Below are 22,259 nucleotides of genomic sequence, written 5' to 3' on the forward strand. Positions count from 1 at the left end.
TTCAAAATGTCGTCTGTATTGTATGAACATCCGCTCAATGAGCGTATTAGAAACTATTTAAAGCTTGAGCAATTATATTCTCAAGCAAAAAATTGTCTACATTGCGATATTGACCTCAGCCATCAAATATTTTTCTCTTCTTTTTTTGCCATCTTAGATACCTTAGAGCGCAATGATATTCGTGGAGAATTAATCAAAGATCTGGAAAAATTGGAACAAAATCTGGTAATTTGGTCGAGAGCTCCGAATGTTGATAACAGTATTTTGGAGGATAATTTAAAACAATCTGTTTCCTTACTTTGTCAACTTAAAACCCCGAGCCCGCAATGGTTACAACTTAAAGAAGATAAGTTTCTTTCTACTTTAAAACAACGTTATGCCATGCAAGGCGGTAGCTGTAGCTTTGACCTGCCGCAACTAACTTTCTGGCTTAATCGCCCCCACACTGACATTGAAAAAGACATTCATCATTGGCTATCGCTATTAACACAAGTTTTTTCATCATTAGCACTTATTTTAAAATTTATTCGACAACGTACCAGTTTTGAAAATGTGCAATGTCAAAATGGTTTTTATCAAGATAATGGTGAAGGCATTTTATTATTACGCATAAAATTAGCTCAGGATGCCAACTACTACCCAACAGTGAGTGGTAATAAATTTCGCTATTCGATTAGGTTTATGTTGCCTTGTAACGAAACGGGTCGGAAATATTATGATCAACAGGTGCAATTTCAATTAGCACGTTGTTAATGCTAGTAACCACTCTCTGTTTTTCTTATAATTCGGATTATTTTTTAAAAGAATTACCTTATGTCTCTTAAAGTGCCTTGTCCTACCTGTGATAAACAAGTTCAATGGTTACCCGAAAACGAGTTTCGCCCATTTTGTAGTAAACGTTGCCAATTAATTGATTTAGGTGATTGGGCAGATGAAAACCATAAAATTTCACAGCCTGCACAGAAAGATATGCAAATTAGTGAAGAGATGTTAGATGCACTAGAAGATGAATTTCTTCAGCATAATAAGTTTTTTGTTGAGCCCGAGTAACTTTTTAACTCTGACTTTTCACTCGAAGATCTTAAGCATATAAACCTTTCAGTTTTTCAACAATAACAATGTTCGCTTCAGGAAAGTCAACCGAGCTTAATTCACTTATATTAAACCAGCCTTGTTGTTGCCCTTCTTGCGCGGTTGGCTCTCCTTGAAAGTTATCGACTAAGAAAACGTCTAATTTTACGCGCTTATCACCATAATCATGGCTTATTTCAACTAATGGCATACAAGATAGTACATCAATAGCAATTTCCTCTTGTAGCTCTCTATGAAGCGCTTGAGAAACTGATTCGCCCTCTTCAACCTTACCACCTGGAAATTCCCATTTTCCACCTTGATGAACATGATCAAGACGTTTAGTAAGAAAAACGTCTCCATTTGAGACAATAACCCCAACAGCAACATGAACTTGTTTCATAATTTCTCTCAAAACTTTATTAACACACTTTCTCAAAATGAAAATGCCAATCAGATGATTGGCATTTGCAAAATAAATACTAATTCTTAAATCGAATTATTAATCTAATTTATTAAAAATTCAGCTTTAAGTTGTATGGTTTAATTTCGAGGAAGAAGCACGGAGTTGACGCTAGTCAATGAGTACTTCTAACAATGAAATTAAGTTTTACAACGACAAGATGAATTTTAATTAACTCAATTTACCATGGCATTGCTTATACTTCTTACCGGATCCACAAGGACAAGGTTCATTACGTCCTACTCGTGGAGTTTGTGGCTGTTGTGCAGTTGCGTCCCCTGATGATTCATGAGAGAACTCTTTTGGCGCTTCATCCGCTTTACGGTGCTGCTCTTCTACTGCTTCAACATCTGATTCGGCGCGAATTTGTACTTTACTTAAAATACCGATAACGTCATATTTTAAGTTTTCAAGTAATTCAGAAAACAATTCAAAAGATTCACGTTTAAACTCTTGTTTCGGATTCTTTTGAGCATAGCCACGTAGATGGATACCTTGGCGTAAATGATCCATCGCCGCTAAATGTTCTTTCCAATGAGAGTCTAAGCTTTGCAACATTACCGCTTTTTCAAACTGACGTAATACGTCGGCACCTACCATAGCTTCTTTAGCTTCATATTGAGCTTCAACTGTTGCTAAAATTTTCTCTCGTAAAGTTTCTTCGTGTAACTTAGTGTCTTCTTTTAACCATTGCGCTATCGGCATTTCGATGGTTAAGTCACCTTTAAAACGTTCTTCTAAACCAGTAACATCCCACATTTCTTCTAATGATTGCGGTGGAATATGTTGGTCAATAATACCGTTAACAACATCTGCACGAATTGCTGAGATAACATCTTTGATATCAGACTCATCCATTAATTCATTGCGCTGTTCGTAAATAACTTTACGCTGATCATTAGAAACATCGTCAAATTCTAATAATTGTTTACGAATATCAAAGTTACGTCCTTCCACTTTGCGTTGCGCATTCTCAATACTTTTTGTCACCCATGGATGTTCAATAGCTTCACCGCGTTCCATACCAAGTTTACGCATCATATTCGTAATACGTTCAGACGCGAAAATACGCATTAAACCATCTTCCATCGATAGGTAAAAACGTGTTGAACCCGCATCACCTTGACGACCTGAACGACCACGTAATTGATTATCTATTCGACGTGACTCATGACGTTCAGTAGCAACAATATGTAAGCCGCCTAACTCAAGTACTTTGTCATGTTCAATTTGCCAAGCTTCTTTCGCTTTCGCGATATTTTCTTCAGTAGGATTTTTTAATTTATCAACAATCGCATCAAAATTGCCCCCTAATACAATATCTGTACCACGACCTGCCATATTAGTGGCAATAGTTACCGCACCGACTTTACCGGCATCAGCTACAATTTCAGCTTCTTGTTGGTGGAATTTTGCGTTTAAGACTTTATGTTTAATTTTAGCTTTTTTCAAAAATGATGATAAGAACTCAGACGTTTCAATACTAATGGTACCCACTAACACTGGCTGGCCACGTTTTACACAGTCTTGTATATCTTCGAGAATAGCTTCAAATTTTTCTTCGGCGGTTAGGTAGATAAGATCCGCCAAATCTTTACGGATCATCGGTTGATTCGTTGGAATAACGACCGTTTCTAAACCATAGATATGATTGAACTCAAAAGCTTCTGTATCCGCAGTACCTGTCATACCCGATAATTTATTGTATAAACGGAAAAAGTTTTGGAAAGTAATAGATGCTAAGGTTTGGTTTTCATTTTGAATGTTAACGCCTTCTTTCGCTTCCACCGCTTGATGTAAACCTTCCGACCAGCGACGACCTTCCATTGTTCGACCTGTATGTTCATCAACAATAATAATTTCGTCATCTTTAACGATATAATCGACATCTTTTTGGAATAATTTATGGGCACGTAAAGCCGCCATAACATGATGAAGCAAGGTGATATTACTCGCTGAGAATAAAGAATCGCCCTCTTCTATCAAATTCTTTTCTTGCATGATTTGTTCGATGCGAATTTGACCACGCTCTGTTAAATAAATTTGTTTAGCTTTTTCATCAATGGTGAAGTCACCTTCAACAAAATCTTCTTTTTGACCAGTTTCTTCGTCTTTATCTTCTTCGTTTTGCTGCTCTAACGTTGGCACAACGGTATTGATTAAACGATATAGTTCTGAGCTGTCTTCTGCTTGCCCTGAAATAATTAGCGGTGTACGCGCTTCATCAATAAGAATCGAATCTACTTCATCAATAATGGCAAAGTTTAATGGTTTTTGTGCGCGCTCTTCTGGCGAGAATGCCATATTGTCACGTAGATAATCGAAACCAAACTCATTGTTTGTTCCATAAGTAATGTCTGACTGATAAGCCGCTTGCTTATCTTGCGGTGACATTCCAGGTATATTACAGCCAACAGTCATACCTAAAAAGGTAAATAATGGACGAGCCCAATCAGCATCACGACTAGCAAGATAGTCGTTCACCGTAATAACATGAACTCCTTTGCCTGTTAACGCATTTAAATAGGCTGGTAACGTTGCGGTTAATGTTTTACCTTCACCGGTACGCATTTCAGCAATTTTACCATTGTTAAGCACCATGCCACCGATCATTTGCACGTCAAAATGGCGCATACCAAACACACGTTTACTTGCTTCTCTAACAACGGCAAAAGCTTCTGGCAATATGCTATCTAATGTTTCTTCTTTAGCAATTCGCTCTTTAAACTCAGTTGTTTTAGCTTTTAACTCTTCATCACTCAGTGCTTGTAAAACTGGCTCTAGTGCATTTATTTTTACAACTTCTTTTTGCATTTGTTTGATTAATCGATCATTACGACTACCAAACAGTTTTGTCATTAAATTTACAAACATCGTGTTTTAACCATTTTATAAAATCGCGAAGAATATCTTCTGCTTCAAAATAAAAGTGATCGGCCTAGGCCGATCACAGAAAAAATATTATGCAAAAAACCTATTTAGCTTTTCGATAAACGTACTTAATTGGATCTATTTGAGTGTTATTACGGAGAATCTCATAATGTACATGAGGGCCTGTTGAACGACCTGTACTTCCCATTTTAGCAATGACTTGTCCTTTACTAACAACATCACCCACTTTTACCAATATTTTTTTATTGTGACCGTATCGGGTTTTTATCCCTTTACCGTGATTTATTTCTATTAAATTTCCATAGCCATAACGTTTTGCTGCCCACGTTACAACACCTGATGCGGTGGTGATGATGTCAGCATCTTCTTTACCTGCAAAGTCAATACCTTTATGCATTGCAGGTTGACCATTAAACGGATCTTTACGTGTACCAAAATAAGAGGAAAGCCATCCTTTTTTGATAGGTCTACCCGATAAATAGCTCATATTTTCTATATGGTGACCCAAAGTAATAGATTCAAGCATTAATAATTGTTTTTCTTCAAATGATAATGCTAATTCAACTTTTGAAATATCGGCTAATAACTCAACTAAGCTTCTTTTTTCACTCCCTTGGCTTTGAATCATAGGGCCACCACTAGGGGGTAATGTTTCAAAGTTAAACTCATTTTCAGGAATGTTGGCTTGTTCAGCGAGGCGATCGCCCAGCGCATTTAATCGTAAGACTTGACTTTGTAGCTCGGCTAATTTCATGGTTAAAGCAACCACTTGTTGCTCATTTACATCACTTGGTTCATTCGTCTCGATAGTATTGTTTTTAATACTGTACAGCGGTAAATTTGGTTCAGCATCTGAAGAAATGAGTAAGTGAACAATAAAGCCCGAGATGATAGAAAATATCACGATAGCAGATAGCCAATGAAATTTATTTAATTTCATTGAAAATCTAACATTCTTTCCGCGATATAGTAGTGTTAAACTCATAGGACTCTTTATTTCATTAGTATCACTCTGCAATTTAAGAATGATAATATATAACTGGTTGATTTATGGCTAGAAAAACAAAAAAACCTCTCGATACCTCTAGCTTGATGAAATCTTCAACCGGCACTTTGGCATATATAGCAGCAAAAACCAACTCTTTAACTATTTTAGCAGATATTGTACGACAAACATGCCCCGACCTGCCAGCAGAAGTATGGCATATTGCCAATTTCAAACAAAATTCTATCGTAATTGAGGTGATTTCAGCAACTTGGGGGCAACGACTGCAATTTGAACGCGTTAAAATCAGTCAGAAATTATCAGATGTCTCGGCGGGTGAATTCACTCAGATTGAAATTAAAGTGTCCCCTTATCGTAATCAACAGCAGATAAAGCAGCCTATCAATCCTCCAATTGTAAGGAATATTTCACAAAAAACCGCACAACAGTTAAATGAAATTGCCGAAAATGCGCCTGAAAGTTTAAAACGAAAATTGCAACGGTTGGCCAGCTTAGCCGATAACCCAAAAAATACGATATAAAAAAACCAGCTCTAAAAGCTGGTTTTCGTAAAATATTTCATCATTAAAATTGATTAGCGCTAATTTCTTGGAATTCTATAGGAGATTCGGCTTCATTCTCGTAAGTAACCCACTCCCAAGAATCAACTTGCTTAAACACTTCACGTAATAATAAGTTATTTAATCCATGGCCTGACTTGAACGCATTTAATTCGCCTAAAATACTACTACCACACATGTATAAGTCACCAATGGCATCTAATATTTTATGTTTGACGAACTCATCATCGTAGCGTAAATCATCTTTATTTAGCATACGATATTCATCAAGCACAATCGCATTCTCTAAACTGCCACCTAAGGCTAAGTTATGAGAACGTAAAAACTCAATATCTTTCATAAAACCAAAAGTACGAGCACGGCTAATTTCTTTTATAAATGAACAGCTCGATAAATCCATACTCATTGTTTGACAAGTATTAGCAATAACAGGATGCTCAAATTCGATGGCAAAATTTACCTTAAAACCTTGATATGGTTTTAATTCAGCCCATTTATCGCCTTCTTCAACACGAATAGTTTTAGTAATACGAATAAAGCGTTTAGCAACATTTAAGGTTTCGATGCCTACCGATTGAATTAAATAAACAAACGGTAGCGCACTGCCATCCATAATTGGAATTTCAGGAGAATCAACATCAATAACTAAATTATCAATTCCTAAACCTGCAACAGCAGATAGCAAGTGTTCGACGGTGGAAATCTGAACGCCTTGCTCATTCACTAAACAGGTACACAAAGTTGTTTCACCCACAGCTTCGGGTGTCGCTTTTATATCAACGACAGGTTTTAAGTCTACACGACGAAATACGATACCCGTATTTGCTGGCGCAGGTCGGAGAGTGATCTGCACCTTTTCGCCTTTGTGTAAGCCAACACCTACTGCCGATATACTTTCTTTAATGGTACGTTGTTTAATCATAAACAGCCTTCTTAAGCCTATATTTTACTTAAAATACGTCGTCGAATAATGACGGGCGCATAATATAGCAAAAAAGCATAATAAAATCAAAACCTCAGCTTTTACTCAATCATTTACCTATTAGAAAATGATTTAGTCCGCTTGTTTTCTTAAAAATGCAGGGATATCTAAATAATTATCTAAATCTGCCGCAGGCATTTTTTGTGCTTGTACTTGTGCATTTGCATCTTGCATTGTCACTGGTTGCGAACTAATTTCCGCTTGCGGGTTAGCAATAAATTCTTGACCAACGGCAATAGGTTCCATTGCAGGAGCAGGGTTAACTAACGTAATATCTGGCTTACGTTCAGCACCAATACCTGTTGCAACGACCGTCACTCGTAGGTCTTCTGTCATTTCAGGATCAATCACCGCACCCACTACAACCGTAGCATTTTCAGAAGCAAACGCTTTAACTGCATTACCTACTGTTTCAAACTCATCAATACTAATATCCATACCAGCAGTGATATTTACTAAAATACCGCGCGCACCTGCAAGGTCAACATCTTCTAATAATGGACTTGAAATAGCGGCTTCTGCAGCTTCTTCAGCGCGATCTTCACCTGACGCTAAACCTGATCCCATCATAGCGGTGCCCATTTCAGACATCACTGTGCGAACATCGGCGAAATCCACGTTTATGAGTCCAGGACGAGTAATAAGTTCCGCAATACCTTGAACGGCACCTAATAAAACATTGTTTGCCGCTTTAAAAGCATCTAATAATGAAGTACCAGGACCTAATACTTTTAATAACTTTTCATTTGGAATAGTGATCAAAGAATCAACATTTTTCGATAAAAATTCAATACCTTGCTCGGCATAGTTCATACGTTTTTTCCCTTCAAAAGGGAAAGGCTTAGTAACAACTGCAACGGTTAAAATGCCCATTTCTTTAGCCACTTCGGCAACTACTGGCGCAGCACCAGTACCTGTACCACCGCCCATACCAGCAGCAATAAAAACCATGTCAGCACCTTGTAAAGTTTCCTTAATGGTTTCTCTATCTTCTTCGGCACTACGACGGCCAATTTCTGGATTAGCACCCGCACCTAAACCTTTAGTAACATCACCGCCCATTTGTAAAGTTACATTCGCTGAAGAATTTCGTAACGCTTGCGAGTCGGTATTTGCTGTAATAAATTCTACACCTTCGATGGTTTGACACACCATGTGCTCAACAGCGTTACCGCCGCCTCCACCAACACCGATGACTTTAATTACTGCTTCTTCGTTATGGTCTTCCATTAATTCAAACATTTTCTCTCTCCGATTATTATCGTTTTGTTCCACCAAAACTTCTTTTTAAAAATACTTCTTTGTACTTCTTTTTACTTCTCTAGTTAACATTGCGTTAAGTCACATATCTACTTAACAGCAACTAAAATTCGCCTTTAAACCAAGCTAAAATTCGTGCACCAATACTTGCCACACCTTCTGTTGATTTAGTTTCATTGTTCACTTGTTCACTGGCTTGCATGCCGTAATGTAATAAGCCCACAACAGTGGCATACGTTGGATCATTTACGTATTCTTTCAATCCTGATACTTCTTGTGGTACAGCAACTCGCACTGGCATTTGAAAAACTTCTTCAGCAAATTCAACGACGCCTTCCATTTTTGAAGTACCGCCGGTTAATACGTAACCTGCTGCAATTTGATCTTCCAAACCACTTTCTCTTAATTCTTCTTGTATTAATTCAAATAGTTCGTGATATCTCGGTTCAACAACTTCGGCTAAGGTATGACGCGACATTGAACGAGCAACACGACCACCGACACTTGGTACTTCGATATTTTCTTCCATGCTTACCAACTGGCGTAATGCACAAGCATATTGCACTTTAATTTCTTCAGCATGACTCAATGGCGTTCTAAATATTTTGCCTATATCACTCGTTACTTGATTACCAGCAACAGGGATCACAGCGGTATGACGAAGCGCACCACCAGTGAAAACGGATATATCCATAGTTCCAGCGCCAATATCAACCACGCAAATACCGAGCTCTTTCTCATCTTCGGTCACGACCGCATAACTTGACGCAAGGGCAGAAAAAATCAGTTGATCTACTTTTAAGTTACAGCGTTCAACACATTTAACGATATTTTTAGCCATATCATTTGCACACGTGACGATATGCACTTTTGCTTCCATTCTCACCCCAGACATACCGATAGGGCTTTTGATGCCGTCTTGACAATCAATGGAGTATTCTTGAGGAAGCACATGCAACATTCTTCGTTCTGCAGAAATGGGGACAGATCGCGCAGTGTGAATCACATTATCAACGTCTTCTTGGATCACTTCTTTATCATTAATAGGCACCATACCGTTTTCATTTTGACAACTGATATGTTTACCTGAAATTCCCAAATACACAGAAGTGATCTGGCAATCTGCCATTAATTCAGCTTCATTAATTGCTCGCTGAATCGACTGAATAACTAAATTAAGATCATTAACGCCACCTTTATCCATGCCTCTGGCTGGTTGATTACCGACACCCACAATACTTAATTGATTGTCAGGGGTAATTTCTCCGACTGCCACGGATATCTTTGATGTTCCAATGTCTAGCCCTACGACGAGGTTTCTTTCATGTACTTTTGACATTAACGTTAAACTCTTTCTTTTACTGTTAAAGGTTTCCAGCCAACGGCTAGCCCTGTGTCATAACGTAAATCAACATAATCGACTTGTTGATCAGCTTTTATATTCTTTTTAATGAGCGGATATATGTCCATAAACCGCTGAATACGTTGCACTCGTTCTTCTCTCCCTAAATTCAAAGTTACCCCATCGTTTAAGGTTAATTGCCAAGAAAAACGCTCCGACAACACTAATTCATCAATAGCTAAGGTACGATAATCAAGCAATTCACTTAGGTTGATGTAATTATCAAGTGCTACTATTTCACTGCCTTCTGGCCCATAAAAAGCAGGTAAAGGATGCTGAATTCGGTTGATATCCGCCTGAAATGCAACACCTTGTTGATTAATCAAAAAGTCACCGTTCCAATAAGCTACAGGCGTTTGATCTACCACATAAATTTTTAATTCATTCGGCCATTTTTTTCGCACTGATACTGAGTACACCCAAGGCAAATTGGCTACTTCATTTTGCACTTGGTTAACATCAACATTAAAAAAATTACTTAAGTTGATGCTATCAATCGCTTGTTCAATGTCAGTTTTTTGGGTGTACACCATCTCACCACTGATCACTACTGAGGTAACAGGAGCTGACTCGTCTGCTGACATTTTATCGCGAACAAACCAAGCTAAAGAACAAATCGCGACAATCACTAACACAAAAAAACTAACACCGAGCCAAAAGCTCCAATGCAACGTTTGTTCATTGTGGTAAGTGGTTGCTAATTGCTCTTTTTTCTTAGTCATATGTATTAGCTTTTACTTATCTAGCGCACGAATACGCTGCTGTTTGCTTAGCTCAATAATTTTACAAACCAATTCTGCAAAATTTAATCCGTGTACTTTGGCCGCTTTAGGAACCAACGACGTTTCTGTCATTCCCGGTACCGTATTTACTTCCAAAATTTGCCATTCATTTTTTTCATTACGCATAACATCAACACGTCCCCAACCTCTTGCTCCCGTAGCTTTAAAAGCTTTTAAGGCAAGCGACTTTAATGTCGACTCATCACTTTCAGATAAATGGCATGGGCAGTGATATTGCGTAGTATTTGCTTGGTACTTCGCGTCATAATCATAAAATTCGTTCGGGGTTTCCATATGTATGGCAGGCAAAGCTTCATCCCCCAAAATACTGACTGTGTATTCAGGACCATTAATCCACGCTTCCACGAGAATCTCATCATCAAAAGCAAAAGCCGCGGTTAATGCATCACTTAATTGCTCGGTATTTTCTGCCATCGCCATACCAATGCTTGACCCTTCATGAGCCGGCTTAACCATAACCTTGCCGCCTAATTGCTCAAGGATATCGGTAACGTTTTCGGGACGAAAATCAGCTTGCTCAACAATAACAAATGGCGCTGTTGGTAAACCTATGGCTTGCATCACTTGTTTACTACGGTTTTTATCCATTGAAAGCGCAGAGCCTAAAACACCAGAACCGGTATAAGGAATACCCATAAACTCAAGAGCGCCTTGAATACAACCATCTTCACCACCACGCCCATGAAGCGCAATAAAAGCTCTATCAATTTTTAATTGGCTTAATTGTGATAAGCAGTAGCCTTTGGTATCAACTAACACCACGTTATAACCAGACTGTTTTAAGCCTTTTGCAATCGCTTCTCCTGAACGCAAAGACACTTCTCGTTCAGCAGAATCACCACCGTATAATACGGCTATTGTTTCAGATCGAAGTGGAGTTGAATTAGTCATGATCTCCCTCCATAAATAAAGGGTTTACCGCTAATTGTCGCGAAATAGTACCGATATTTCCTGCCCCTTGAGTAATTACCATGTCACCATCTTGTAACTGAGCTTTTAATAAATCAGGTAATTGCGCAACATCGCCAACATAAATGGGCTCTAATTGACCTCTTTGACGAATACTGCGCGCTAAGCTTTTACTATCCGCACTTGCAATTGCCGCTTCACCCGCCGCATAAACATCGAGCAATAATAAGCAATCAACTTGTGACAGAACTTCAACAAAGTCTTCATATAAATCACGCGTTCGTGAATAACGATGTGGTTGAAAAATCATCACTAAACGTTTGTCTGGCCAACCATTGCGCATTGCTTTAATGGTTGCCGCCACTTCTCGAGGATGATGACCATAATCATCGACTAACACCATTTTTCCGTTATCTGTCGTTAAATCCGCTAATTGCTCAAAACGACGTCCTATGCCAGCAAACTTACCTAACGCATTTACAATAGCTTCATCGTCAACACCTTCATCGGTGGCAACAGCAATACTCGCTAACGCGTTTAAAACATTATGTTGACCCGGTAAATTAACGCTTAAATCGAGATCTGGCATGCCTTCTCTTTCAACCGTAAAGTAGCTTACCCCACCATTTTGTTGATAGTTTGTCGCGACTACATCTGCATCTGTTGAAAATCCATAGGTGATCACTTGACGACTAATACGCGGTAAAATTTCACGTACTACCGGGTTATCAATACAGACTACACAAAGCCCATAAAACGGTAGGTTGTGTAAAAATTCAATATACGTATCTTTTAGTTTCTCAAAATCACCTTGATAGGTTTCCATGTGATCTTCATCAATATTGGTGATCACGGCAACCATTGGCTGTAAGTGTAAAAATGACGCATCACTTTCATCGGCTTCAGCAATTAAATAACGACTCGTCCCTAAACGCGCATTCGTCCCCGCACTATTTAATAAACCGCCGATAACGAAGGTTGGATCTAATCCGCCTTCGGCAAAAATACTGGCAATCAAACTAGTGGTAGTGGTTTTTCCATGAGTACCGGCAATTGCGACACCATGACGAAAACGCATTAATTCCGCTAACATTTCTGCACGACGAACCACAGGAATTCGTAGAATTGCCGCTTGTTTTATTTCAGGGTTTTCTGGGTTAATTGCCGTAGAAACCACAATAACGCTGGCATCTTTAACATTATCTTGATGGTGACCAATCGCGATGTTAGCGCCAAGTTTTCGCAAACGCGCAACCACTTGATTTTCACCAATATCAGAGCCAGTAATTTGATAACCTTCATTCAGTAAAACTTCAGCAATTCCACCCATGCCTGCGCCACCGATACCGACAAAATGAATTGACTTAACTCGACGCATTTCAGGTATTTTGATCAAGGCATTCATTGCGTTGCTCGATGTTTTATTAATTGTTTTTCTCATTTCATTACTCATGGTTTCACCAACTCAATACAAGTTTGAGCGACTCGAATAGTGGCGTCAGCATGCGCGGCATCATGTGCAGCTTTAGACATTGACTTAACTACGGAATCCGAGACAAATATACTGTTCAACATTTGCGCTAAGCTAGTACCATTAAATTCTCTTTGTGCGATTAATTTTGCAGCGTTTCTTTCAACTAAATACATTGCATTTTTCGTTTGATGATCATCTACCGCGTGCGGCAAAGGTACAAATATCGCAGGTTTTGCTGCCATGGCTAATTCTGAAACCGTTAACGCCCCTGCGCGACAAACCACCACATCAGCCCAAGCATACGCTTGCGCCATATCATCAATAAATTCGGTAACTTTAATATTCTCTTTTGGTAACCCGTACTCTTGATAACTATTAAGCACAGCCGTTTGATTGCCTTTTCCGGTTTGATGCCAAACGGTAATATTTTGTAATTTAATTTGCTTCATCGCTTGCGGCACAGTTTCATTTAATATTTGCGCCCCTAAGCTTCCCCCTACTACAAGCACTTTTTTACTGCTTGCTGGTTTTTCAGAGGTTTGTTGTTCAAGTGCGACAATGCCACTACGCAATGGATTACCCACCACTTGATGTTTAATGCGCGCTTTAAATGCACCAGGAAAAGCACTCAAAACTTTTGAAGCAATGTTTGCTAAAAAGCGATTACTCATACCTGCTACCGCATTTTGTTCATGTAACACTAGAGGCTTTCCTAATAACCAAGCAGCAACACCACCAGGAGCACTGGCATATCCACCCATGCCAAGCACAACATCTGGCTTTACTTTGCGAATAACCGCCATTGACTGCATCACCGATTGCATTAATTTAAACGGTGTTTTCAACCAGGCTTGCCAGTTTTTATTTCTTAATCCGGCAATATTGATAAAAGAAATAGCAAAACCGTGCTGTGGCACAATTTCAGCTTCCATTCTTTTTGCAGTACCTAGCCAATGGATATCCCAACCTTGCTGTTGTAGATATTCAGCAACAGCGATACCAGGAAAAATATGGCCGCCAGTGCCACCTGCCATAATTAATAAAGTGGGACGTTTATCAGTTGTCATTAACTGCGCCCCCCTTTTTTGCCATAACCTGCGGTAGCTTGAATACTTTGCAAACGAATTTCATGATCAATACGAATTAAAGCAGCTAAAGCCATACTCATAATGATCATTGAACTACCACCTGAACTGATCAAAGGCATAGTTAAGCCTTTCGTAGGAACAATTCCCGCACTGGCGCCAACATTCACTGCCGTTTGAAAGCTAAACCAAATACCAATTGAAAAAGCAAAGAAACCTTCAAAGTATTTTTCTTTTTGAATGGCTTTTCTACCTAACATCAAAGCCTTAAAGACTAAAATCATGCTTAACATCAACACGACAGAAACACCAACAAAGCCAAACTCTTCCGCTAAAATCGCCATAACAAAATCGGTATGAGCCTCAGGCAAATATTCTAATTTTTGAATGCTATTTCCTAAGCCTTGTCCTAATAACTCACCACGACCATATGCCATTAAAGATTGAGTTAATTGATATCCAGTACCGAAAGGGTCGGCCCAAGGGTCTAAAAAGCCAGTCACACGAGCCCATCGATAAGGAGAAAAATATGCCAGTGCGCCAATGGCCATTAATCCAACACCAGCAATGCTGATGAACTGCCACAATTTTGCTCCTGCTAAAAACAACAAACCAAAAGTTGTGACAAACATCACTATCACTGTGCCTAAATCAGGTTGAAATAACAGCAGTCCCGCTAAAGCACCAAAAACGACCAAAGGCTTAATGAAACCTTTAACATTTTCCATCACTTCATCGCGGCGTCTGACCATATAGGCAGAAAGATAACAAAAGAAAAATAATTTCGCAGGCTCTGCCGCTTGTATCGTAATAGGCCCAATAACAATCCAACGAGTAGAGCCATTAACGGTACGACCAACGAGTAAAACCACAATTAACAAACTAATCGCTAAAATCAATAAATGACCACTATGTTGATGCCAACGACTCATCGGAATTTGTAAAACAAACGCTGCAATACCAATACTTAATACAATGTAAATGGCATGACGAATAAAGAAATGAAATGGGTTGTCAAATAATCGCTCAGCGACCGGCATTGAAGAACTCATCACCATGACTAACCCTATCGCATACATAGCAACGGCTAAGACTAAATAGCTGCGGTCAAAAGTAGAAGTAGACGAAGGTTGCATTAACAGCCAAGCAGGTAATTTTAATTGCATAAACGATAAACTAGTTGCTGACATTAACTAGCCTCCTGTAATGCAATAACCGCATCAGTAAACATTTCACCACGCTCGGCAAAATTTTTGAACATATCAATACTGGCGCACGCTGGAGAAAGTAACACAATATCGCCGGCATTTGCTTGCTGTTTGGCTAAACTTACCGCCTCAGCTAAGCTGGCAACATGTTGACTATTTTTAGTGAGCCTCGCGATTTCTTCACCATCTTTTCCTAAGGTGAAAACAAAACTTACCGTATTGTTAATGGCTGTTTTTAATGGAGAAAAATCTGCACCTTTGCCATCACCACCAGCAATTAAAATCAATTTATTATTTATTAACGTTGATGATAAACCGTTAATTGCGGCTAACGTCGCCCCAACATTAGTGGCTTTAGAATCATTGATCCAAATGATATTGTCGGTGCTAGTAATACGCTGACAGCGATGAGCTAATCCTTCAAACGAAACTAAATGATTGATCATTTCGTTAACAGGCCAACCTAAACAATGACCTAACGCCAAAGCCGCTAAATAATTTAATGCGTTGTGTACGCCAGCTAATGGCAATGCCTCAAGCGAAATTAGCTTTTCTTCACCGATGGCTAAATAATAACTTGCACCGTCACGAATCAATCCAAATTCACCAGTTTTTCCACCATCACTGCCAAATGAAACTACCGGTTTTGATTGTGTATTTACTTGTGAAAAACTAAAAGGTTCATCGCGATTGATCACGGCAGTTTCGCATTGTTGATAAATACGTTGTTTGATTTCACTATAGTTTTCAAGCGTTTTATGACGATCTAAATGATCATCACTCACATTAAGCACTGATGCCGCAACCGCATTCATGCTTTGTAAAGTTTCAAGCTGAAAACTCGATAATTCCAGAATATAGCAATCTATCTCATCTGATAATTGCTCAAGTACAGGCACCCCAATATTCCCGCCTAACGCGACTTTATGCCCTAATGAATTTCCAATATGTGTTAATAACGTCACTAAGGTCGACTTACCATTAGAGCCTGTTACCGCCACGATAGGTTTATCAGTAATTTGGCAAAATAGCTCGACATCACCGATAAGCTGACACTCACTCGCAATAAGTGATTCGAGGCCTTCTGCAGCTAAATCAATACCCGGACTGACTAATATTACTTGCGCACTTTTTATTTGCTGATGATCCCACGCACCTAAGGACAATGAACAATGAGGGAACATTTGGCTAAACTCGTCGCTTTCAATAATATTGTCGCGACTATCGTTTAGATGACAAGTAAGTTGATGTTTTGCTAAAAAACGCACACAAGACATACCGGTAAGGCCTGCGCCTAATACCAGTATTTGTTTGTTTTTTAACTGTGCGATAACTCGCTCTAACATCTTAACTCTCTTTTCATAACACTATTTTCAAGTGGTGCTTTTAACGCAGTTTTAACGTCGCTAAGCCAATTAATACCAACACTAAAGAAATTATCCAAAAGCGGACAATCACGCGTGGCTCTGGCCAGCCTTTTAATTCGTAATGATGATGGATAGGCGCCATTCTAAAAATACGTTGTCCTCTTAATTTATAAGAGCCAACCTGCAAAACAACGGACACAGTTTCCATCACAAACACGCCACCCATAATAAATAACACCAACTCTTGGCGAACTAACACGGCAATCACCCCTAACGAAGCGCCTAAAGCAAGCGAGCCAACATCACCCATAAAAACTTGCGCAGGATATGTGTTGAACCATAAAAATCCTAACCCCGCACCGACAATAGCCGTACAAACCACCACAAGCTCACTAGTCATCGCAATATGTGGAATGTTTAAATATTCAGAGAAATTTGCGTTACCGGTGACATATGCAAACAGTGCAAAAGCACCTGCCACCATAATGGTTGGCACAATCGCTAAACCATCTAAACCGTCAGTTAAATTAACCGCATTGCTGGTTCCTACAATGACAAAATATGTCATCACGACATAAAAAATACCTAATTGCGGTAAGACATCTTTTACAAAAGGAATAATCAGTGACGTTTCTTCAGGACCTTGAGCGAGGTAATACAAAAATAAAGCGGTTGTTAAACCAATAACGGTTTGCCAAAAATACTTCCAACGTGCAATTAAGCCATTGGCGTCTTTTCTGATCACCTTTCGGTAATCATCAACAAAACCAATAATGCCAAAACTCACCACCACAAAAAGCACAACCCAAACGTAGATATTAGATAAATCAGCCCACAACAAAACGCTAGCGACAATCGACGCTAAAATCAGTATTCCGCCCATCGTTGGCGTGCCTGATTTTGACAAATGACTTTCTGGTCCATCATCACGTACCGTTTGGCCTATTTGCATACGTTGTAAACCGCGAATTAATTTCGGACCAAAATACAAAGAAATTACTAATGCTGTTAACGTAGAAATAATTGCGCGAAAAGTTAAATACGAAAATACGTTAAATGCACTGTAATACTGAGTCAGATACTCACCTAGCCAAAGTAACATTAAGCTGATTCCTCTTTTAATTGACTGGTTTTCCAATCAATAATGTCAGTTACCACGTGTTCCATGTGTGCGCTACGTGAGCCTTTCACTAAAATAGAAATTTGCTGTCTTTCATCAGCCAACAGTTTTTGTAATTTTATTATTAGCTTTTCTCGTACACTAAAATGACTTCCTTTAGCGCTATTATCTTGGTTAAAAGCATCTGAAGTGTTCTGGCTTAACACACCTAAAGTTAACAGATCATCAATATTACGTTCTTTAGCGTATTCACCGACTTCTTGGTGATAACTACGTGCTTCAGCGCCTAACTCCCCCATATCCCCCAAAATTAATACACGACGACCTGGGTAACTAGCTAATAAATCGGTAGCAGCTTTGATTGATTCAACATTCGCGTTATAGGTGTCGTCAATTAACTTAAAATGTTCGGTTAATTGATGAATATTTGAACGCCCTTTCGTATGCTCCATCTCTAATAAACCTAAACGAATATCATCAATACTCGCGCCAAACTCAATAGCAATTGAAGCGGCAGCAACGGCATTACAAACATTGTGTCTACCCGGAACCGTTAACTCGATATAAGCACTGCCTAAGGCACTATTTAATTTAAAATTGGCACAGCCATTTTCATCAAGTACTACATCAGCGCTGTAACAATCAGCTTGATTAACACACGAAAAGCGACGTACCGTTTTATCCACTAAACGCCATTGCCATTTATTGGCTAATTTGCAGTCTTGGTTATAAAGTGCGACACCATCTTCTTTCAATCCTTCAAAGATTTCGCCTTTTGCTCTAGCCACACCACAAAGGTCGCCAAAACCTTCTAAATGTGCAGCAGCAATATTATTAATTATCGCCACATTAGGCTGAACAAGTGCAGAGGTATAGGCAATTTCACCCATATGGTTTGCACCCAGCTCAACAACAGCAAAATCATGTTTTTCTTCTAGACGTAACAAGGTAAGTGGTACACCAATATCGTTATTGAAATTACCTTTGGTCGCTAAGACATTACCTAAACGTGATAAAATTGCTGCTACCATTTCTTTAACGGTGGTTTTTCCGCTACTGCCGGTTATTGCGACAGTTTTAGGGGCAACTTTTGTTTTCACATACGCGCCAATTTTACCGAGTGCTTTATGGGTATCCGCGACAATAATTTGTGGGACAGTTAACTGACAATCATGATCAACAATGACCGCAGAACAACCTGACTCTTGTACTTGCGATAAAAAACGGTGGCCATCAAAGTTGGCACCTTTTAACGCAAGAAATACCTCACCTGATTGTAATGCCCTACTATCGGTACCGATTTGATGAATAACTTTATCTTCACCAATTAACTGGCCGTCAAGTGCCTGGGCAATTTCAGATAGATGTAAAGGGATCATGATGCTGCTCCGTGAGCATAAAATGAGCGAACTAGCGCTCTCTCGTTATAGGGAATGTGTTGATCGCCCATGATGATATAATCTTCATGACCTTTTCCGGCAAGCAATACCACATCTTCTTTTTTAGCTTTATTCAGTGCCGACATTACCGCCTGTTGGCGCTCTAGTAGCACAGTAATTTTTTCAGGTTGCTGACAGCCAGCAAGAATATCTTGCGCAATATTTTCTGCGCTTTCAGTTCTAGGATTATCATTAGTAACAATAATATGATCGCTATTCGCTTCAGCAATTCTCCCCATTAAAGGGCGCTTACCTTTATCTCTGTCACCACCACAGCCAAACACAAGCCATAGCGCACCATGACAATGTTGACGACAAGCTTGTAAGGCATTTTCTAATGCATCAGGTGTATGAGCATAATCAACAATAGCGACGGGCTTATTGGCACCAACAAACGCTTCCATCCGACCAATAACCGGTGTTAACGATTGCACGGCTTTAGCAATATCCGACAATGAAACCTTTTCAATCAATAACACTGAAATCGCAGCAAGTAGGTTATCAATGTTAAAATCACCCATTATTTTGCTATTAATACTAATATCGCCAAGGTGAGTATGTAGCTGAAATTCAACGCCTTGTGGTAAATGTTTTATCGCTTTTGCTTGAACAAATAAATCAAAATCAGTGACTGAGTTACTACGACCATAAACCAATACTGACTGATTTTTTGACCAAACACTTAACCAACGTTTTGCTTGTTCATCATCGCCATTTACAATGGCAATTTGCGCTGCTGTTTGGGTAAAAATTTGATATTTTGCTTGCGCATAATTTTCCATCGTTTGATGGTAATCGAGATGATCTCGCGTCAAGTTTGTGAAAATCGCCGTATCAAATAATGAAGCAGTCACTCGCCCTTGTGCTAATGCATGAGAAGATACTTCCATCGCAATATGTGATTGCTGCGCTTCTCTAAACTCTTGTAATAATTGATGAAGTTGCGACGCACCTGGCGTGGTGTTATTGATTGGCGATAACTGCGCAACTTTTCCTGCGCCATTTGTACCTATCACCGAACAACTTTTGCCCGAAGTATCTAATAACTGAGCGATCATTTGACTCGTGCTAGTTTTACCATTAGTTCCGGTAATACCAATCATGGTTAAGGCATTTTGAGGCGCTTGATAAAAAGCTTTCGCCAGCTCAAATAATTGCTGGTTTAATTGGTAAAATTCAATAATTGCAACAGAGTTACCTAGTGCATTAAATTGCTCGCTGCTTTGAGCATGCTCATTTGCAGAGTCACATTCCACTAAAATTAAATCACAGTTTTTTGCTAGCGCATCAGCAATATAAGCACGACCTTTTTGTGCTGTGCCATTTACCGCACAAAAAATATCGCCAGCATTAACGTCACGCGTATCATTGACTAAATGACGAACTTGTTCGTTTAACGACAAGTTAATCGATACATCAAACTGTGATAATACCTGTTCAATAACAGCAGCGTTGGAGCTAAACATGGCTTGGCTCCTTAGTATTAAGGCTATTATTGGCGGTTGCAGTATTGGCATCAGGAGCAATATTTAATAACCGTAATGCGCCCTTCATAATTCTAGAAAATACCGGCGCAGCTACTTCACCGCCGTGATATAAATCGCCGCCAGGCTCATTAATCACCACAACAATCGCTAATTCTGGATTTGAAATTGGCGCAATTCCAGCAAAAAGACCAACATAATCATTACCATAACCACCGGCCATGGCTTTAAAAGCGGTCCCCGTTTTGCCACCTACCCGATAGCCAGCGACTTTTGCTTGTTCTACAGGGTGATCATTGACTACATGCTCTAACATGCTGACCACTTCTTGGCTGTATTTTGCTGAGAACACTCGTTGCTCTTCAAATAAGCTTGGCGAGGCAGTTGTTGTTTTTGATTTTTTAAGAATCGTTAACGGACGTTTAATACCGCCATTGGCAATGGTTGCATAGAATCTTGCCAGTTGAAGTGGTGTTGCCGCTACGCCCATTCCATAAGATAGAGTAGCTAATTCAATTTGTGACCAACGTTGACGGTCGTGCATGATGCCAGAACTTTCACCGATTAAACCTGTGCCGGTAGACTCGCCAAAGCCTGCTTCAAAAAATTTATCTAAGAAAAACTCTTTTGGCATATCTAACGCCAATTTAGTGGTTCCCATATTTGATGAGTTCACTAAAATGTCCGTTAGTGTTTGCTCACCATGATTACGCGGGTCACTAACGCGACGACCACCAATGCGCATTCTACCAGGGTTAGTATCAACGACTGTGTTAGTCGTTGCCGAGCCAAATTCTAACGCAGATAACACAGTTAATGGTTTCATCGTAGAACCAGGCTCATAAAAATCGGTAATGGCTCGATTTCTAAAACGATGAATTGCAACATTGCGACGATTGTTAGGGTTATAAGAAGGACTATTGACTAACGCTAATATTTCACCGGTGTGAACATTAGTTACCACCACAGAGCCAGAACTTGCTTTAAACGCTTTTACCGCACCTTTTAATTCAGTATAAGCAAGGGCTTGAATACGCTGATCAATACTTAAGGTTAAATCTTCAGGCGGTGTTGATTCAACATCTTTTAACACCTCTATACGATTTCCTTTGGCATCTTTTCGGTATTGTTTTTTACCGTTTTCACCCGTTAATAATTGATCATAAACCCGTTCTACGCCCTCAATACCTTTATCATCAACATTGGTAAAACCAACAATATGCGCACTAATTTCACCCGTTGGGTAAAAACGCTTAGATTCTTTTCTTAAATGGATACCAGGAATTTTTAACTGTTTGATATAGGCAGCCATGGCAGGTGAAACCTGACGCTCAACATAAACAAAACGCTTGGCAGGATTACGAGTCACCCTTTCTTTTAAAATATTGACGTCTTTATCAAGCACATCAGCCAGTGCTTGCCAATGCTCAACCATCGCCAAAGCATTATTTTGCATGACGATTTTAGGATCCGCCCAAACCGTTTCCACAGGAACGCTAACCGCAAGTTCTCGACCATTTCGGTCGACAATTGAGCCACGATGCACTTTACTTGCTGCCGTTCTAAGTGAACGCATATCACCTTGTTTCTTCAACATTTCAGGTTCAACCACCTGAATGTAAGCTGTGCGAGCCGCTAAACCAAAATATACAAGCACAATAACGCCTAGCACGAGGTAAAAACGCCATGCTACCGTTGTTGGTTTGTATTTATCTGCTTGCTTCTTCACACTGC

Annotated in this window: 19 protein-coding genes; 3 read left to right on the forward strand and 16 right to left on the reverse strand. The window is 39.4% G+C overall.

What is annotated here, in order from left to right; translation table 11 throughout:
- Nucleotides 1–6 precede the first annotated feature (6 nt).
- A complete protein-coding gene (gene zapD / locus Q4493_RS02645; RefSeq protein ID WP_303449207.1) occupies nucleotides 7–753 on the forward strand; it encodes a cell division protein ZapD in 747 nt (248 codons plus the stop codon).
- A gap of 60 nt (nucleotides 754–813) precedes the next feature.
- On the forward strand, nucleotides 814–1,050 hold the full coding sequence (gene yacG / locus Q4493_RS02650; RefSeq protein ID WP_303449208.1) for a DNA gyrase inhibitor YacG: 237 nt from the start codon (nucleotides 814–816) through the stop codon (nucleotides 1,048–1,050).
- A gap of 31 nt (nucleotides 1,051–1,081) precedes the next feature.
- On the opposite strand, the gene mutT is transcribed toward yacG, so the two are convergent.
- From mutT to Q4493_RS02665, 3 genes are all read right to left on the reverse strand, one after another.
- Nucleotides 1,082–1,474: an 8-oxo-dGTP diphosphatase MutT gene (gene mutT, locus Q4493_RS02655; protein ID WP_303449210.1), complete on the reverse strand. Its 393-nt coding sequence runs from the start codon at nucleotides 1,472–1,474 to the stop codon at nucleotides 1,082–1,084.
- A 231-nt stretch (nucleotides 1,475–1,705) separates the two neighbouring features.
- Nucleotides 1,706–4,408 (reverse strand): preprotein translocase subunit SecA, encoded by a 2,703-nt coding sequence (gene secA / locus Q4493_RS02660; protein WP_303449211.1) that lies wholly within the window; start codon nucleotides 4,406–4,408, stop codon nucleotides 1,706–1,708.
- Between the two features lie 100 nt (nucleotides 4,409–4,508).
- On the reverse strand, nucleotides 4,509–5,411 hold the full coding sequence (locus Q4493_RS02665; RefSeq protein WP_303449212.1) for a M23 family metallopeptidase: 903 nt from the start codon (nucleotides 5,409–5,411) through the stop codon (nucleotides 4,509–4,511).
- 65 nt (nucleotides 5,412–5,476) lie between these two features.
- On the opposite strand from Q4493_RS02665, the gene Q4493_RS02670 reads away from it, so the two are divergent.
- The gene (locus Q4493_RS02670) at nucleotides 5,477–5,953 is read left to right on the forward strand and encodes a DUF721 domain-containing protein (RefSeq protein ID WP_303449214.1); all 477 of its coding nucleotides are present in this window, start codon (nucleotides 5,477–5,479) and stop codon (nucleotides 5,951–5,953) included.
- A 43-nt stretch (nucleotides 5,954–5,996) separates the two neighbouring features.
- Here the strand turns inward: Q4493_RS02670 and lpxC are convergent, their stop codons facing one another.
- The 13 genes from lpxC to Q4493_RS02735 form a co-directional block, all read right to left on the reverse strand.
- On the reverse strand, nucleotides 5,997–6,914 hold the full coding sequence (gene lpxC / locus Q4493_RS02675; RefSeq protein ID WP_303449215.1) for a UDP-3-O-acyl-N-acetylglucosamine deacetylase: 918 nt from the start codon (nucleotides 6,912–6,914) through the stop codon (nucleotides 5,997–5,999).
- A gap of 132 nt (nucleotides 6,915–7,046) precedes the next feature.
- Nucleotides 7,047–8,216 (reverse strand): cell division protein FtsZ, encoded by a 1,170-nt coding sequence (gene ftsZ / locus Q4493_RS02680; protein WP_303449217.1) that lies wholly within the window; start codon nucleotides 8,214–8,216, stop codon nucleotides 7,047–7,049.
- 121 nt (nucleotides 8,217–8,337) lie between these two features.
- Complete coding sequence (gene ftsA / locus Q4493_RS02685; protein WP_303449218.1) at nucleotides 8,338–9,573, reverse strand: cell division protein FtsA; 1,236 nt, start codon at nucleotides 9,571–9,573, stop codon at nucleotides 8,338–8,340.
- 5 nt (nucleotides 9,574–9,578) lie between these two features.
- Nucleotides 9,579–10,358 (reverse strand): cell division protein FtsQ/DivIB, encoded by a 780-nt coding sequence (locus tag Q4493_RS02690; protein WP_303449219.1) that lies wholly within the window; start codon nucleotides 10,356–10,358, stop codon nucleotides 9,579–9,581.
- A gap of 12 nt (nucleotides 10,359–10,370) precedes the next feature.
- Nucleotides 10,371–11,330, reverse strand: a complete 960-nt coding sequence (locus Q4493_RS02695) for a D-alanine--D-alanine ligase (protein WP_303449220.1) — start codon at nucleotides 11,328–11,330, stop codon at nucleotides 10,371–10,373.
- Complete coding sequence (gene murC / locus Q4493_RS02700; protein ID WP_303449563.1) at nucleotides 11,323–12,753, reverse strand: UDP-N-acetylmuramate--L-alanine ligase; 1,431 nt, start codon at nucleotides 12,751–12,753, stop codon at nucleotides 11,323–11,325. The genes Q4493_RS02695 and murC overlap by 8 nt, the downstream gene beginning before the upstream one ends.
- Before the next feature lie 44 nt (nucleotides 12,754–12,797).
- Nucleotides 12,798–13,889: an undecaprenyldiphospho-muramoylpentapeptide beta-N-acetylglucosaminyltransferase gene (gene murG, locus Q4493_RS02705; RefSeq protein WP_303449222.1), complete on the reverse strand. Its 1,092-nt coding sequence runs from the start codon at nucleotides 13,887–13,889 to the stop codon at nucleotides 12,798–12,800.
- Nucleotides 13,889–15,073, reverse strand: a complete 1,185-nt coding sequence (gene ftsW, locus Q4493_RS02710; protein WP_303449565.1) for a cell division protein FtsW — start codon at nucleotides 15,071–15,073, stop codon at nucleotides 13,889–13,891. Before ftsW ends, murG begins: the two co-directional genes overlap by 1 nt.
- 23 nt (nucleotides 15,074–15,096) lie before the next feature.
- Nucleotides 15,097–16,461 (reverse strand): UDP-N-acetylmuramoyl-L-alanine--D-glutamate ligase, encoded by a 1,365-nt coding sequence (gene murD, locus Q4493_RS02715; RefSeq protein ID WP_303449224.1) that lies wholly within the window; start codon nucleotides 16,459–16,461, stop codon nucleotides 15,097–15,099.
- Nucleotides 16,462–16,501: 40 nt separating this feature from the next.
- Nucleotides 16,502–17,584: a phospho-N-acetylmuramoyl-pentapeptide-transferase gene (mraY, locus tag Q4493_RS02720; RefSeq protein WP_303449225.1), complete on the reverse strand. Its 1,083-nt coding sequence runs from the start codon at nucleotides 17,582–17,584 to the stop codon at nucleotides 16,502–16,504.
- A complete protein-coding gene (murF, locus tag Q4493_RS02725) occupies nucleotides 17,584–18,981 on the reverse strand; it encodes a UDP-N-acetylmuramoyl-tripeptide--D-alanyl-D-alanine ligase (RefSeq protein WP_303449227.1) in 1,398 nt (465 codons plus the stop codon). The genes mraY and murF overlap by 1 nt, the downstream gene beginning before the upstream one ends.
- Entirely contained in the window at nucleotides 18,978–20,507 is a 1,530-nt protein-coding gene (locus Q4493_RS02730; RefSeq protein WP_303449228.1) for a UDP-N-acetylmuramoyl-L-alanyl-D-glutamate--2,6-diaminopimelate ligase, read from the reverse strand. The genes murF and Q4493_RS02730 overlap by 4 nt, the downstream gene beginning before the upstream one ends.
- Nucleotides 20,500–22,254, reverse strand: a complete 1,755-nt coding sequence (locus Q4493_RS02735; RefSeq protein WP_303449229.1) for a penicillin-binding protein 2 — start codon at nucleotides 22,252–22,254, stop codon at nucleotides 20,500–20,502. The genes Q4493_RS02730 and Q4493_RS02735 overlap by 8 nt, the downstream gene beginning before the upstream one ends.
- Nucleotides 22,255–22,259: the final 5 nt, after the last annotated feature.

Origin of the sequence: Colwellia sp. 1_MG-2023, assembly GCF_030546755.1 — a bacterium.
In the GTDB taxonomy this organism is placed as follows: Bacteria; Pseudomonadota; Gammaproteobacteria; order Enterobacterales; family Alteromonadaceae; genus Thalassotalea_H.